The following is a 16,362-nucleotide window of genomic DNA, read 5'->3' on the forward strand; positions in this document are numbered from 1 at the left end:
ATGTATGAACCCAGCATTATGGATTAGTAAAACCGGCTTAGATGCGCAAACGAAAGATATTGCGGTAATTTCTAATAACTTAGCAAACGCAAGTACTGTAGGCTTTAAGAAAAGCCGTGCCGTTTTTGAAGATTTACTTTATCAAAACATAAACCAACCGGGTGGACGAACTGCCGATGATAGCGAAGCGCCGTCTGGCTTGATGTTAGGTGCGGGAACCAAAGTGGTTGCTACACAGAAAATACACACCCAAGGTGATATGTTAACCACAGATAATGCCCTAGATTTGATGATTCAAGGTGAAGGATTTTTCGAGGTGTTAATGCCAGATGGTACTTCTTCTTATTCTCGTAATGGCCAATTTACCATGGATGATGAAGGAAATGTGGTAACACCAGGGGCTGGTTATTTATTGCAGCCACAAGTTACTATTCCTCAAGATGCCCTTAGCATTATTGTTTCTCAAGATGGTGAAGTCTCTGTGACCTTGCAAGGTCAAGCTGAGCCAGCTGTCGTTGGTCAAATCAATACCGTTAACTTTGTTAACCCAACAGGACTTGAGCCAATAGGGCAAAATTTATTTACAGAAACACAAGTCAGTGGTGCGCCACAAGAAGGTGTTCCAGGCCTTGAAGGTTTCGGCATGATAGTGCAAGGGGCACTTGAAACTTCGAATGTTAATACCACTGAAGAATTAGTTAACTTAATTGAATCGCAACGTGTGTATGAGATGAATTCAAAAGTCATTTCAGCCGTTGATCAAATGTTAAGTTATATCAATCAGCAACTATAGGTCAGGGTAAGTTGACTATTATGGAGGCGATTATGAGATTTAAATTTTTATCCCTTTTCACAGCACTGCTTTTAACGCAAATAACAGCTTGTAGTAACACTGTTGAGCTGAGTAAAGCACTACCTAATGATCCTGATTTTGCGCCAATTTTACCGGCGGAAGAAGAAGAGTCTATCGTACCTACAGGTTCTCTTTTTAAAACAAATTATGTCAATAACATTTATTCAGATTCTAAAGCACACCGTATTGGCGACATTATTTCTGTCATTTTAGAAGAAAATACGCAAGCGAAGAAAAACGCTAAAACAGAATTGAAAAAAGAGAACAGCACCGAACTTGATCCTTTAATTGGATTAGGGGGAACACCGGTAACCATTAATGGTCAATCTGTGCAATTTGGTATCAACCAAAACTCTAATTTCAAAGGTGATTCTAAAGCGGATCAAGGCAATAGTTTAAGCGGGAATATTTCAGTACACGTACTAAAAGTGCTGCCAAATGGCAATTTAATGATCCGTGGTGAAAAATGGATCACCCTAAATAATGGCGATGAATATATTCGTTTAACAGGTGTTATTCGTTCAAAAGACATTAACTCTAATAACACTATTTTATCTACTAAGGTAGCTAATGCCCGTATTCAATATGCTGGTACAGGTAGTTTTGCCGATGCTAATGAACAAGGCTGGTTAACGAAATTTTTCAATAGCAGTTGGTGGCCACTATAGGAACAGCTTTTTCGCTGCTATATAAAGCGCGAATAAATGCTCGCCTACGAGGGGGAGATAATATGAAAAACATAAACCGAGCGCGAGTAAATTCCCGCCAAGCAAATATTATGAAAGCAGTACTGACAATTATCATCACTTTGTTGGCTTTTACTAGCCATGCGCAGCGTATTAAAGATTTAACCGATGTTGCAGGTGTACGTTCAAATCAACTCATTGGTTATGGGCTAGTTGTCGGCTTACCGGGCACAGGTGAGCAAAGCCCTTTTACAGAGCAAAGCTTTAAAACTATGTTAAGTAACTTTGGTATTACCATGCCAGAGAACCTAAAACCTAAAATTAAAAACGTTGCTGCCGTTGCGGTTCATGCAGAGTTGAATGCTTTTAAAAAGGTCGGCCAAACTATTGATGTAACAGTATCAAGTATGGGGAGCGCACAAAGTTTACGAGGCGGCACCTTATTGCAAACTATCTTAATGGGGATTGACGGTAATGCTTACGCCGTAGCACAGGGCTCGCTAGTAGTTAGTGGTTTAGGTGCTGAAGGTTTAGATGGCTCGAAAGTTATCGTAAATACCCCAACAGTCGGTCGAATTGCAAACGGTGCAACGGTTGAACGTGAGGTTAAATCTCCATTTGCTACGGGTGATTATATTACCTTGAACTTACAACGTTCAGATTTTACTACTGCCAAACGCCTGTCTGACACCATTAATGATCTAATTGCTGGCTCTGCTCGTGCTATAGATGCAACATCAGTTCAAGTAACCGCTCCGCGTGATATTGCTGATAGAGTAAGTTTTTTATCAGTGATTGAAAATTTAGAATTTGAGCCAGACTCAAGCTCTGCAAAAATTATTGTTAACTCACGTACTGGCACCATAGTGATTGGCTCTGAGGTTCGCTTATTAGCCGCTGCTGTTACCCACGGTGGTATTACAGTGTCTATCAATGAAGTACAAAATGTTTCTCAACCAAACGCGTTTGCCGAAGGCGAAACCGTTGTGACTAATGAGTCAGCGGTAAATGTTACGCAAAGTGATGCACGTATGTTTGTCTTTAGGCCAGGAGTTACTTTAGATACCTTGGTTCGCGCCATCAATGAAGTCGGCGCAGGTCCTGGTGATGTAATGGCGATATTAGAAGCACTCGATCAAGCGGGTGCGATACGTGGTGAGTTAATTGTAATCTAAGGTAATGTTCAGCTCATGATGGTGAACATTAAAAAGAGTAATTGCAGGCGAATATGACTATGGATACTAACTTTAAGCAAGCTCAGAATTTTTTAGAAATTAATGGCTTAAACTCTATTCGTCAGCAATCTAAAAACACCGATGGTGATGCTAAGCAAGCCGCTTTACAAGAAGCCGCTCAACAGTTCGAAGCAATATTTACACAAATGTTGCTTAAAAGCATGCGTAAAGCGCAAGAAGTGCTTGAATCCGATAGCCCCTTTAATTCTCAATCCACTAAGTTTTACCGTGATATGCATGATCAGCAAATGTCATTAGAAATGTCGTCTAATGGCTCCTTGGGTTTGTCTGAGTTAATTGTAAGGCAATTAGGTGGAGACAGTGACAACTTCACACCAAGAACCGTGTTGCGTAATGACGCTAACCTTGAAGAAATTAAAAAACTTGCTAAAGAAGATAGACTTAAAGCATTACGAACAAACGATGATGACGCTTACCTTACTAGCTATTTAAGTCGAGAAAATTCATCATTGACAGATGAAACGCCAATTCCATATCAAGTAACAGAAAAATCTGTAAATCAAAATCTAACCAAACAAACAAGCGTCAATTTTTCCACACCTAGCTTTGCTGCGCCAAAAGACTTTGTTACCGCACTGACTGAGCCTGCAAAAGCGGTACAAGAAAAACTGGGTGTTCCGTTTCAAGTGGTTATTGCTCAAGCAGCACTTGAAACAGGCTGGGGTCAAAAAATCATCAAACATGATAACGGTGCTAGTTCAAATAATTTATTTAACATTAAAGCTGATAGCCGCTGGGCTGGAGAGAAGGTTCAAAAAGACACCTTAGAGTTTGAACAGGGTAGTATGGTGAAAAAATCAGCACCATTTAGAGCTTATGAAAGCCTTGCTGAGAGCTTTAATGACTACGTTGATTTTCTTTCGGGAAGCGACAGATATCAAGGTGCTCTACAAAACTCAAGTGATGTGGAACACTTCCTGCATGGTTTACAAAAAGCAGGCTATGCGACAGATCCACAATATGCCAATAAAATTATGGCGACGCTGCGTACAGTCTCAAATTTAATTAGCAAATAAGTTGTAGTGTGTAGTTTTCTACACCCTATGTTGAGGCCAGTATTATGACAATAAGTTTATACCAAACAGGCGTGAGTGGCTTACTAGCTTCTCAGCAGCAGTTGGCGACAACAGGTCATAATATTTCTAATGTTAATACCGAAGGCTATACTCGTCAGCGTGCAGAGCAAAATGCTTCTTTAGGCTTATCTTATGGACCTAATTATGTTGGCTCAGGTACGTATGTTGAAGATATTACCCGCCTATATGATCAATTTACTTACAAAGAGCAATTACTGAATCAGTCTAATTTAGGTAATGCCGATGCGCTAAATAGTAGTTTAAACCAGCTTAACGATGTGATGAGCTTTTCTGGTCAGGCTATTATGAATTCGGTTGATCAATTCTATCAAGCCGTCAACGGTGTAGCTGATAACCCAAGTGATGCAGGTTTACGAAGCATAGTACTTAATCAAGCTGAAAGCTTAGCAACAGATTTTAATGCCTTAAATCAAAATTTTGATGATATTGAAAAATCTATTAATGGTGAAATAGAACAAATCGCCAGAAAAATTTCGGAAATATCTACCGAACTGGCGAAAATCAACGAAACAATTTTACAAGCAAAAGACTTAACACAAGCAGGACAACCTAATGACTTGCTTGATAAGCGTGACCAATTAATTAATGAATTGGGTCAATATACCAAAGTGAATACCGTCGAAGATAACAATGGTGTAATGACTGTAATGATAGGGCAAGGGACCACACTAGTGGCGGGTATTACTCCGCTCACCGTCAGTGTAGAAGCGGGTGACCCTGATCCTTTACAAACGAAATTGCGTTTAGAAAGTACCAACTCTTCTGTGTCAATAAATGGCTCTACATTAGGCGGCGCATTAGGGGGGAATTTTGAATTTCGTGATGAGCATTTAGCTGAGCTACGTAGTGAAATTAATCGTCTGTCGATGGCGATATCGTCTACGTTAAATAGTAGCCAAGCCCAAGGGTTAGATTTAAATGGTCAGCAAGGCGCTGATATTTTTACCGATATTAATACGCTTCAATTACAACAAGGGCGGGTATTACCCCTTAATAGCAATACAGGTAATTTACAAGCGCAAGTAAACATTACTGATGTTTCTGCCTTGCCTACTGATGAATTTGAAGTGCGTTATAACGGCACTGATTACATCATGACCAATATGACCACTAACGCTACAACGAATTTAGGGGCAGCGGGTAGCGGTACCTATACTACACCGTTTGGCTTTGAATTTATTGAAACCAGTGGTGCGCCTGCTACTGATGACTCGTATATTGTCCGTCCTGGTGAAAATAGCGCAGCACTAATGGCGGTTACCTTAACTGATGGTTCAGCAATTGCAGCGAGCTCAGCGGTGGAAATAACCCCTTCCGATAATAATATCAGCGCAGGGAAAATCGCTATTGTTGATGTCTTTGATCCTGTAAGTGCGCAAACAGCAATGCCAATTCGTATTGATGTGCTAGAAAACCCAATAGGCACTTTTAATTATACAATTACCGATAACCTTGGTGTAACGTCAGCACCTATTGCTTATACGCCACCAAGTCAGACTGTTAATTTGCCGCCATTACCGGCAACAGCAAGTTTTCAGGTGGAAATTTCAGGTACGCCATCAGGTGATGCACCTAACGCTCCAGAGCAATTTTTTATTGGTGATGCATTTGGTTTAGGTAATAACACCAATATGGTTGCCATGGCTAAAACACAAGAAAACGGAATTCTTAATGGTGGCAAGGAAACCTTTAGTCAAAGCTTAGCAATTTCTACCTCAGTTGTGGGCTCTAAATCTAGTTCAGCAAAATTAGTGTCTGAAACGGCAGAAGCATTATTTACCCAAGCCTTTAATCGTAATCAAGAAGCATCTGGGGTTAATTTAGATGAAGAAGCAGCGAATCTTTTAAAGTTTCAACAAGCTTATCAAGCGGCTTCACAAATTATTTCGGTCGCTAATACCATTTTTGACACCCTATTATCGGCTGCTAGGTAGGTTAGGAGAAGTTTATGCGTGTATCAACTCAACAATTTTACTTTCAAAATGCCCAGCAGCTTAGCAATAAGCAAACGGATGTTAATGATCAGATAAAGTATTTATCTAGCGGTAAACGCGTTTTAACGGCTAAAGATGATGCTGTATCTTACGGTACTTTAGCGGGCTATAAAGACAGTTTAAGTAATATTGAAAAGTACCAACGTAACTTAAATCAAGCGAATAACAGAAATAGCTTACAAGAAGTTGCTTTTGCTAGTGCTGAAGATGTTATGCAGCAATTGAAGCAGTTATTTATTCAAGCGAATAACGGTACCTTAGATGATGACAGTATTCGTTCATTAGCTGAGCTTGCGAAAAACAGCCAGTCTGAATTGCTTGATATTGCTAATATGCAGGATGAATCGGGTGATTATATCTTTGCAGGTTATCAAATTGATGTTCAACCTTTCTCATTACAGCCAGATGATACGGTAAATTATCTGGGCGATACTGGTGTTCGAGAATTACAGATCGCTAAAAATGTTACTGTGGCGATAAACCAATCTGGTGATGATGCTTTTGAAAAAGTTCCAAACGATATTGGCGACTTTGCTGCAAATTACAATGCCAATACTTCAGGTATCACTGTTAACAAAGCGGTTATAGCTGATCCTGGTGCTTATGATTCAGTCACCAATCCACCGGATTATAATTTTAGTTTCACATCGGCAACCGATTTAACCGTTACTGATGGTAATGGCGCTGTTGTATTTAATACTAACACCTACTCACCAGGGCAAACGGTTGCCTTTAATGGCGTGGAAGTACAAATAAGTGGCAACCCATTGCCGGGTGATGACTTTGACTTAACGCCTCAAGAGAGCATCAGTATTTTTGACACTATTAAAAGCGTGGTTGATTGGATGAATGTCGGGGTGTCCCCAGCAGATCCTGTACAACACGAGGTGGATTATGACGTTATTCTGGGTCAGTTAGATGAAGCATTAAAGCATATGACGGGCAGAAGAGCAGAAGCAGGGGTTCGTTTAAACTTGATTGAAAACCAAGTATCAAACCACCTTGATACCGAATTGTACTTATCGTCAGGTCAATCGAATATAGAAGATCTTGATTTTGCTAAGGCTGTGGCGACGTTTGAGCAATCACAGGTGTCATTACAAGCTGCGCAGCAAAGCTTTGTACAAATTAAAAATTTAAGTTTATTTAACTATTTATAGTTAATGAAATGTATGTTGGCACACAACATGCATTTTAAACAGGTAGAGATTTTTAATAAGCGTTTTCCTTGCTTGATTAAAAATTTAATTAAAAAAAGTAATTTAGAAAAATGTGTGGTTCCCAAACGATTTTGTTATCTAAGAGCCACCCTAAAATTAGGAGATGATAACAATGGCTTTAGTCGTCAATAGTAATATCGCATCGTTGAACTCACAGCGTCAACTGGCTCAATCTACCAATGACTTGACAACTTCATATGAACGTTTGTCTTCTGGTAAAAGAATTAATAGTGCCAAAGATGATGCCGCGGGTTTACAAATTTCAGCCCGTTTAACGTCACAAATTAATGGTTTAAATCAAGCATCTCGAAATGCTAATGATGCCATTTCTTTGGCACAAACTGCAGAGGGTGCGTTAAACGAATATACTAATACAGTACAGCGTATGCGTACCCTAGCGGTACAAGCCTCAAACGGCTCTAATACTGAGGTTGATTTAGCTGCACTTAATACTGAATTTACAGAGCTTGAATTAGAACTTGATAGAATTTCTAACGATGCCAGTTTTGGTGGCGTTAACTTACTTGACGGTACTTATTCTGCTAACTTCCAAATTGGTGCTGATGCAGGTCAAACTATTTCAATTACCATAGCGGCAAGTTTCTCTGCTACAGCGGTAGGTGCTGTTGGTACTATCACAAGTTTTGATGGTGCTCAGTCTCGTATTACTGACTTAGATTCTGTGTTAGCGACGGTAAACAGCACGCGTTCTGATTTAGGTGCGAAACAAAACCGTTTCTCAAGTGTTATTCGTAGTAATGATAATGCGGCAGAGAATGTGTCTGCATCACGATCTAGAATTCAAGATGCTGACTATGCAGCAGAATCTGCGCAGTTAGCACGTAATTCTGTATTGCAACAAGCGTCAAGTTCTATGTTGGCTCAAGCAAATCAACAGCCACAAATCGCTTTATCGTTACTTCAGTAATTAATTGATATTATTTAATTAATTAAAGTATCGTAAAGAAAATTATAGAAAAGCTTACTTTGCTATTTAGCGAAGTAAGCTTTTTTTATAAAAAAAATTAAAGTATTTCTAAATTCATCCGATAGCGAGTTAACGGCGGTAAATTTATTCAATTATTTACTGTTTTACTTTTAACTGCGAGGGTATAGAGATGGCTTTAAGTGTAAATAGTAATATAGCTTCATTAAATTCACAGCGTCAGCTGTCGAATTCAACCAATGAATTAAATACAAGCTACCAACGTTTATCATCAGGTAAGCGTATTAACAGTGCTAAAGATGATGCAGCAGGTTTGCAAATTTCTAGCCGTTTAACGTCTCAAATTAATGGTTTAAATCAAGGTTCACGTAACGCAAATGATGCTATTTCATTAGCTCAAACGGCTGAAGGTGCGCTTGATGAGTACACAAATACAGTTCAACGTATGCGTACGTTAGCGGTACAAGCATCAAACGGTTCAAACACTGATGCTGATTTGGTGGCATTAAATACTGAGTATAGTGAACTTGAGTTAGAGCTAGATAGAGTTGCCGCTCAAGCATCATTCGGTGGTACTAACTTACTAGATGGTACGTACTCAGCTAACTTCCAAATTGGTGCTGATGCTGGTCAAACGATTTCAATTTCAATCGCACAAAACTTCTCATCAGGCAATATTAACGCTGCTGGCTCTATCACTAGCTTTGATGGTGCGCAATCACGTATTACTGATTTAGATACTGTGCTTTCTACCGTAAACAGTACGCGTTCTGATTTAGGTGCGAAGCAAAACCGTTTTTCAAGTGTTATTCGTAGTAATGAAAATGCGGCGGAAAATGTATCAGCATCACGTTCACGTATTGAAGATACTGACTATGCAGCAGAATCTGCTCAATTAGCACGTAACTCAGTATTACAGCAAGCGGCAAGTTCAATGTTGGCACAAGCGAATCAGCAGCCACAAATTGCCTTGTCATTATTGTAATAAGCATAGTGTGCTTACTGTATTTATGAAAAATATAGTAAGCATTTCAGCTGGTTAATAAATATTCAAAAAAAATAAAAATAATTACTAAAGTAATTTAAGTATCAACCGATAACCTAATTAGTAAGTATTTTTATAACAAATTAAAGTTGTACATAGTAAACGGATAGAAATCCTATAGGGGCATATCATGGCTTTATCAGTAAATAGTAATATCGCATCGTTAAACTCACAGCGTCAGTTGTCGAATTCAACCAATGAATTAAACACTAGCTACCAACGTTTATCATCAGGTAAGCGCATTAACAGTGCTAAAGATGATGCAGCAGGCTTACAAATTTCTAGCCGTTTAACGTCACAAATTAACGGTTTAAATCAAGGTTCACGTAACGCAAACGATGCTATTTCTTTAGCACAAACCGCTGAAGGTGCACTTGATGAATACACTAATACAGTTCAACGTATGCGTACGTTAGCGGTACAAGCATCAAACGGTTCGAATACGGAAGCTGATTTAGCGGCACTTGATACTGAGTATTCAGAGTTAGAGCTTGAATTAACACGTATTTCTGAGCAAGCTTCTTTTGGTGGTACTGCATTATTAGATTCTACGTATTCAGCTAACTTCCAAGTTGGTGCTGACGCAGGTCAAACAATTTCAATCAGTATTAGTGCAAGTTTCTCTGCAACTGCGATTGGCGCGGCAGGTAACTTAACAACATTTGCTGATGCACAATCGGTAATTACTAACTTAGATAGTGTACTTTCAACAGTAAACAGTACACGTTCAGATTTAGGTGCGAAACAAAATCGTTTCTCAAGTGTAATTCGTAGTAATGATAACGCAGCAGAAAATGTATCAGCATCTCGCTCTCGTATCGAAGATACTGACTATGCAGCTGAGTCAGCACAATTAGCACGTAACTCAGTATTACAGCAAGCGGCAAGTTCAATGTTGGCACAAGCGAATCAGCAGCCACAAATTGCATTGTCATTACTGTAATTGTGATTGCCCTATAGGTAATTGAAAGGGCACTCAGCAACGAGTGTCCTTTGATCGTTTAGGGTTGCTAGCACTAATGGTTAGTACTAGCTAAGTAGGTAGGGGTTTTATTATGTCCACATCGGTAATAACGTCTCACAGTACGGGATTGAATGCAGATATTTCTGTGCCGAGTCAAGTTAACACTAGGCAAAACCGAAGTGAGTTAGCAGCAAGTGAAGCATCTGAACCAGTTAATGGTAACCAAGTACCAGTAAAAAGTTTAGAGCAACTTAGAGTGGCTGATGCTGCTGCGAAAGCTCAACTCAAACAGGATGAAGCTCAGCAGCAAGAGGCTGAGCAGTCTAAAAGTATTATTGAAGAGTCTGTTGAGTCAGTTGCCAATTTTGTTAATTCTGTCAACAAGAATGTTGATTTTTTAGTTGATGAAGATTCAGGCAGAACCGTGATTAAAATCATTGATGTTAAAAGCCAGGAATTGATCAGACAGTTCCCTTCAGAAGAAATTATCTCAATGGCAACACGCATCAAAGAATTACAAGATCAAATTAGTAGCAAAACCGGTTTGTTTTTAGATGAAAGTGTTTAACGAAAATTTAATTAAATAAACCTAACTAATGAATAACACAATTAAGCCCGAACAAGGGCTTTTTTTATGGCCGATTTTTAGTTAACTTATCGTTAGTTTTTTGGGGCTTTTGTTTCTTTAAGTTTTTGTTATTTTTATTCTTTTATCTAATTTAAAAGTATTTAATAAAAAAGAGAAAATAATATTAAAGCTTTTTTAATCTTGGTCGATATAGAAATTAGAACAGGAAATACTTATTCAATTTAGTTAACTATTTTCTGAAGAGACAAATCACTAGAGTAAAGGAAAGTATCATGGCCTTAAGTGTAAATAGTAATATCGCATCATTAAACTCACAGCGTCAGTTGTCAAAATCAACCGAAGAGTTAAGCACAAGCTATCAACGTTTATCATCTGGTAAGCGTATTAATAGCGCGAAAGATGACGCAGCAGGTTTACAAATTTCAAGCCGTTTAACATCACAAATTAACGGTTTAAATCAAGGTTCACGTAACGCTAACGATGCTATTTCTTTAGCACAAACCGCTGAAGGTGCACTTGATGAGTATACCAATACAGTACAGCGTATGCGTACGTTAGCGGTACAGGCGTCAAACGGCTCTAATACCGCAGCCGATTTAACGGCACTTGATACTGAGTTTGGTGAGTTAGAATTAGAATTAACTCGAATTTCAGAGCAAGCTTCGTTCGGTGGTACTAACCTGCTTGATGGCTCTTATGCTGCTGAATTCCAAATCGGCGCAGAAGCTGGTCAAACAATCTCTGTATCAATCGCTCAAGATTTCGACTCAGGTGTTATTGGTGCATCAGGTTCTTTATTAACTTTTGATGGCGCTCAATCACGTATTACTGATTTAGATTCAGTATTATCAACGGTAAACAGCACGCGCTCTGACTTAGGTGCGAAGCAAAACCGTTTCTCAAGTGTTATTCGTAGTAATGATAACGCGGCAGAAAATGTATCAGCATCACGTTCACGTATTGAAGATACAGACTATGCTGCTGAATCTGCACAACTAGCGCGTAATTCAGTTTTACAGCAAGCAGCAAGCTCAATGTTAGCGCAGGCTAATCAGCAACCACAAATTGCACTATCGCTACTATAATTAAATAGTCGCTAGTAAAAAGTTTTAAGGCGACTACTTATTAGTCGCCTTTTTGATTTTAATTGGTTAAAAGCATGTTTTTGGCATATATTTTGATAAGAGATAGTATAGTATTAAGATTAACTAATACTATCTAATACAAATAGTCAGCTTTTTTGGAGTTATTATGGCTAACATTACCTCGCTGGGCATCGGCTCAGGGTTAGATTTAGAAGGTATAGTAACCGCATTTATTGATGCCGAAGCTATTCCAACTGAAATTCGACTTCAAGAAAAGGAAGAAAGGTTAACGTTAGAGTTGTCTGGTATTGGTAGTTTTAAATCAGTCCTGTCAACATTCAATACTACCCTTGAAAAGCTTGCTGCTGAAGATGCTTTCAACCAGCAAACTATCGATGTTTCCACAGAAGATATCAGTGTTACCACCAATGGCTTTGCCAGTAACGGTAATTTTTCAGTAGAAGTACAGCAATTAGCACAGGGCAGTCGATTAAAGTCTGACTCATTTACCAGCTCAGCTGATACCGTTGGCTCAGGTACTTTAACACTAACTGCTGGTAGTAATACCTTTGATGTTGCTATTGATGCTGCCGATGATTTATCAGCTATTCGCGATAAAATTAACGCAGAGTCTGAAAATTTTGGCGTGACAGCAAATATTATCAACAGTGATACGGGCTCATATTTAGTTTATAGCTCTACGATTACTGGCTTAGCCAATAATTTGACGGTAACAACTTCAGATGCCTCATTAGATAAAATATCTACAAATAATCTCACCGAGCAAGCCGCCACTAATGCCATTATTAGTGTTGATAACAATACCATCACCAATGACACCAATGAATTTAAGAATGTGATTGAAGATGTCACCATTACTGCTGAAAAGGTGAACATTGGTACTCCGGCTGTTTTATCTATCGCTCAAGATGAAGAAAATGCTACTGAGCTTATCAATGAATTTGTTGATGGCTTTAATGATGTGATGTACAACATTACTGGCCTAGGAGCTCCTGAGTTAGGGCGTTTAGCGTTTGATCCTAACTTGCGTCAAGTTAAACAAAAGCTTACTGATATTGTTATTAACAGTGTTGCTGGGGTAACTGGCGATTTAGACTCGTTAAGTAAAATAGGCATAGACCTCAATAAAGAAGGTCAGCTAGAAATCTCTAGCTTTAGTGATAGTTCATTACCGAGCGGTGAAGAGCGTTTGAGTGACGCTTTACAAAACAACTTAGATCAAGTTGGCGAGATATTTGCTTCAACTAATGGTATAGCGACTCAAATGACAGCGTTCATTGATACCTATACTAATTCTACTGGTGTATTAACGACCAGAGAAACAAGTTTAAATGAGCAAATCTCTGACATAGATCAGGAATGGATAGACCTAGAAGCTAGGTTACGTGACTATGAAGAGACATTAAGAAAGCGTTTTACTGCACTTGATGCAACATTGGCTGGTTATAATGCCACCCTTGATTATGTTACGTCTACATTAACTAATATTACTGGTTCGAGTAAAGATGATTAACGGTGTAGTGATCACTAAAATTTATTAAGGTGAATCCAATGAGAAGTAATTTAAAAACCTATCAAAATGTAAATCGCGAAAGTAGCTTATTGGCTGCAGAGCCGCATACCATTATTCTTATGTTATTTAATGGTGCCCTCGAAAGTATTGCTTTTGCTAAAGGTGCGATTGAGCGTAAAGACTTTACGGTGAAAGCCGAAAAAATAACCAAAGCGGTTAATATTATTAATTCACTACGAACTTCATTAGATAATGACTCTCAACCTGAAATTTCAGCTAATTTTGATGCTTTATATGAGTATTGTGCTGATCGTTTAATGAATGCTAGTGCAACATTAAACGTGGCTATTTTAGATGAAGTTATCACTTTATTGAAACCTTTACGCGATGCTTGGGCAGAAATGTCTGAAGCTGATAAAAGTGAAGGTCATCAATTATTAAGAGAAAAAGAGCAACAAGCTTAATACGTACTCTTGTTGATAATTTCTTATGACTGATACCATAGAGCAGCAAATCAGTGAAATTAAGCAGCTGACCTTGTCTGCTGCTCAATTTACTTTTGATGATGAAATTGAATCTTGCCAACAAGCGCTTGCAAAAAGGCATGAGTTATTAATTTCTCTTGATAAGGTTATTCAGTCTTATTTACCTGAACATAAAGATTCTCCCTCTGTAGCCAGTTATATCGAATTAATGTCATGGATTCTACAAAATGACGAAGCAGCGATTAAAAAGCTTAACGAAGAAAAGTCAGTTATATTGCAGCGTGGGGTGAAGCAATCAAAAACAAAATATGCTTTAAAACAATATCAAGCTAATTATCGTTAGTTTTCAAAACATCAACGAAAGGTTATAGTTTTAATATTGTTATAGATCTTCTCACAAAGGTTACTCATTTTGTCTAAGCAAATTCCCACTCAAGCAGAGCTCGTAGAAAAAATTCGTTTATTAGAAGAAAAAGCACAAGCCGTTGAGCAAAAACTAAAAGGCCAGACACACTCCTCCAAAACAGAAGAAGATTTACAAGCTATCGCTGATACTATGTCTTTATTGGCCTGTAATGAAGAAATATTACTGGCGCAATTTGATGAGAATTTAGCGGCTTTTGAAGAGTATTTTCCAGACATTTACCATGTGGTAAAAGATTATCAGCCTAGTCGTTATTTCATCGAAATTGTTGATGGTTTTGCTAATATTTTTGATGAAGAAATCCAACAGCACATCTACACATATCCAGCTTATTTGATGGCTACAGCTCAGTTGACTCAATATCAACAAGCACCACAATCAACACACTCTACTTTTGAAATGAATGAAGAAAATAAAGGTAACTTCCTTCATTCAACACATTTAAATGAAGTGATAAAAATATTAACTCATCGAGTAGAGCAAGAAAACTCTCCTAATAAAGGTTTACCTGAAACTATCGGCTCTTTAGTCGTTTTTGGTGCTGGCGTTGGCTATCATATCGAACTGTTAATCAATCAACATACGATAAATAACCTGTATGTTATAGAGCCAGAATTGGATCTTTTCTATGCTTCACTTTATACCGCAAATTGGCGATATATATTTGAACGACTAAATAGCCAAAAATGTAATTTACACTTATCTATCGGGGTCAAAGATCACGACTTTTTTGATGACTTATTGTATCAAACCTATCAAAACGGCCGCTATGATGTAGTAAAAACCTTTGGTTATGTGCACTACCAATCGCCACTTATTGAAGAGCTACTCGGAATTTATAAAAGTCGTTTCTATGAAATGATACAAGGCTGGGGCTTCTTTGATGATGGGGTAATGTCGCTATCTCATACATTATGCAATTTAAAAAGTCATATTCCATTATTGAAAAAGTCAGCACAATTTAATGACGCGTTAAAAGATATTCCGGTTTTTGTAGTGGGTAATGGCCCATCATTAGATCAAACCATTGCTTTGGTAAAAGAATATCAAGATAAAGCGATAGTGATCAGTTGTGGATCTGCATTAAGTGCTTTGATTAATTATGGTATCAAAGTGGACTTTCATTGTGAGCAAGAGCGTACCTTGCCTGTGGCTGCTAAAGTGAAAGACTATGGTCATGCTGACTTTGTGCGAACCCATATGCTGTTAGCTCCTTCGACTGTACACCCTGAAACGTTTAAGTTGTTTGATCGGGCAATTATGTGTCCCAAATCAAGAGAGCCATCAACGGATATTATAGTCAATGATATAGTTGGCAAAGACTTGTTTGAGCCAACGGTTTATATCAACCCAACCGTATCTAATACTGCAATGGCGATGGGCTACTTTTTGGGCTATCGAGAATTTTATCTTTTTGGTGTTGATTTAGGGCATAAACAAGGTGGACAGCATCATAGCTCTAAGAGTATTTATTACGATCAAAAAGGGGAAGATCTTTCTTTATACTTAACAGAAGACTCACAAAATCGTATTGAAGGGAACTTTGGTGGCGAATTTGTGTGTAATGATTTTTTCAACATGTCACGCGCCATGATTGAAAAACTACTCTTATCTCGATCTGATATTCGTTGTACCAACTTAAGTGACGGTGCAAAAATAGTAAATGCTCAGCCAGCTAAAACTATTGATTTAAGCCATAAACAGGATATTGATAAAAAACAATTAGTGGATGATGCTTATAACCAATCCGCCTGGTTTGATGAAGATAATGCTCTTTATCAACGTGTGATTGACAAAGTAGATTGCAAGAAGTTTGAAGAAATATGTCAACACTTAAGTGAAATTATTGATAAAGATATCAGTGATATAGCTGAGGGTGTTACTATGATTAGAGAACAATCAAGGGCCGCAGCCAAGTTAGAAACCGGCGAATATACACATTTTTCATTGTTGCTTGATGGAACCCTTTTACATTATCAAGCTATGTTAATGAGAATTCTTTATGAAGCGCGAGAGGAAAGTGTTGCTGTTGCAGATTTCAATTTAGCTAAACAGCATTATCAAAACTTCTTTAAAGAAGCGCCAACGTATTATCGGGAAAATTATTTAGTCCCTCATATTACTACTTCAGATTGGTGGAATGATTAAACCTTTAATATAAAGTCTTGGTATAGCTATTGCTTG

The 16,362-nt window shown here is 38.2% G+C and carries 15 protein-coding genes; all 15 read left to right on the top strand.

The genetic code is table 11. The features are described 5' to 3' along the window. Positions 1–4: 4 nt before the first annotated feature. The 15 genes from flgG (at position 5) to AC27GZ_RS14550 (ending at position 16,326) form a co-directional block, all read left to right on the top strand. Positions 5–793 carry a flagellar basal-body rod protein FlgG gene (gene flgG / locus AC27GZ_RS14480; RefSeq protein ID WP_487096059.1) on the top strand — a complete coding sequence of 263 codons (789 nt, stop codon included), beginning with the start codon at positions 5–7 and terminating at the stop codon, positions 791–793. 32 nt (positions 794–825) lie between these two features. Further along, positions 826–1,521 (top strand): flagellar basal body L-ring protein FlgH, encoded by a 696-nt coding sequence (gene flgH / locus AC27GZ_RS14485; protein WP_487096061.1) that lies wholly within the window; start codon positions 826–828, stop codon positions 1,519–1,521. A gap of 110 nt (positions 1,522–1,631) precedes the next feature. Beyond that, a complete protein-coding gene (locus tag AC27GZ_RS14490) occupies positions 1,632–2,714 on the top strand; it encodes a flagellar basal body P-ring protein FlgI (protein ID WP_487096180.1) in 1,083 nt (360 codons plus the stop codon). A 59-nt stretch (positions 2,715–2,773) separates the two neighbouring features. After that, positions 2,774–3,811 carry a flagellar assembly peptidoglycan hydrolase FlgJ gene (gene flgJ / locus AC27GZ_RS14495; protein WP_487096063.1) on the top strand — a complete coding sequence of 346 codons (1,038 nt, stop codon included), beginning with the start codon at positions 2,774–2,776 and terminating at the stop codon, positions 3,809–3,811. A gap of 44 nt (positions 3,812–3,855) precedes the next feature. Next, a complete protein-coding gene (gene flgK / locus AC27GZ_RS14500; protein WP_487096065.1) occupies positions 3,856–5,826 on the top strand; it encodes a flagellar hook-associated protein FlgK in 1,971 nt (656 codons plus the stop codon). Positions 5,827–5,840: 14 nt separating this feature from the next. Further along, entirely contained in the window at positions 5,841–7,046 is a 1,206-nt protein-coding gene (gene flgL / locus AC27GZ_RS14505) for a flagellar hook-associated protein FlgL (protein WP_487096067.1), read from the top strand. A gap of 172 nt (positions 7,047–7,218) precedes the next feature. Then, a complete protein-coding gene (locus AC27GZ_RS14510; protein ID WP_487096069.1) occupies positions 7,219–8,034 on the top strand; it encodes a flagellin N-terminal helical domain-containing protein in 816 nt (271 codons plus the stop codon). Positions 8,035–8,224: 190 nt separating this feature from the next. Beyond that, positions 8,225–9,037 (top strand): flagellin N-terminal helical domain-containing protein, encoded by an 813-nt coding sequence (locus AC27GZ_RS14515; protein WP_487096071.1) that lies wholly within the window; start codon positions 8,225–8,227, stop codon positions 9,035–9,037. A gap of 190 nt (positions 9,038–9,227) precedes the next feature. Further along, the gene (locus AC27GZ_RS14520) at positions 9,228–10,040 is read left to right on the top strand and encodes a flagellin N-terminal helical domain-containing protein (protein ID WP_487096073.1); all 813 of its coding nucleotides are present in this window, start codon (positions 9,228–9,230) and stop codon (positions 10,038–10,040) included. Positions 10,041–10,152: 112 nt separating this feature from the next. Beyond that, positions 10,153–10,629 (top strand): flagellar protein FlaG, encoded by a 477-nt coding sequence (locus AC27GZ_RS14525; RefSeq protein ID WP_487096074.1) that lies wholly within the window; start codon positions 10,153–10,155, stop codon positions 10,627–10,629. A 293-nt stretch (positions 10,630–10,922) separates the two neighbouring features. Beyond that, positions 10,923–11,735 carry a flagellin N-terminal helical domain-containing protein gene (locus tag AC27GZ_RS14530; protein WP_487096076.1) on the top strand — a complete coding sequence of 271 codons (813 nt, stop codon included), beginning with the start codon at positions 10,923–10,925 and terminating at the stop codon, positions 11,733–11,735. A 166-nt stretch (positions 11,736–11,901) separates the two neighbouring features. Next, complete coding sequence (fliD, locus tag AC27GZ_RS14535; protein WP_487096077.1) at positions 11,902–13,269, top strand: flagellar filament capping protein FliD; 1,368 nt, start codon at positions 11,902–11,904, stop codon at positions 13,267–13,269. A 38-nt stretch (positions 13,270–13,307) separates the two neighbouring features. Then, on the top strand, positions 13,308–13,733 hold the full coding sequence (gene fliS, locus AC27GZ_RS14540; RefSeq protein ID WP_487096079.1) for a flagellar export chaperone FliS: 426 nt from the start codon (positions 13,308–13,310) through the stop codon (positions 13,731–13,733). A 25-nt stretch (positions 13,734–13,758) separates the two neighbouring features. Beyond that, a complete protein-coding gene (locus tag AC27GZ_RS14545) occupies positions 13,759–14,097 on the top strand; it encodes a hypothetical protein (RefSeq protein ID WP_487096081.1) in 339 nt (112 codons plus the stop codon). Positions 14,098–14,166: 69 nt separating this feature from the next. Then, entirely contained in the window at positions 14,167–16,326 is a 2,160-nt protein-coding gene (locus AC27GZ_RS14550) for a motility associated factor glycosyltransferase family protein (protein ID WP_487096082.1), read from the top strand. The last annotated feature ends 36 nt before the right edge of the window (positions 16,327–16,362 follow it).

The sequence above is a fragment of the Colwellia sp. SU-HH00943 genome (assembly GCF_057546125.1).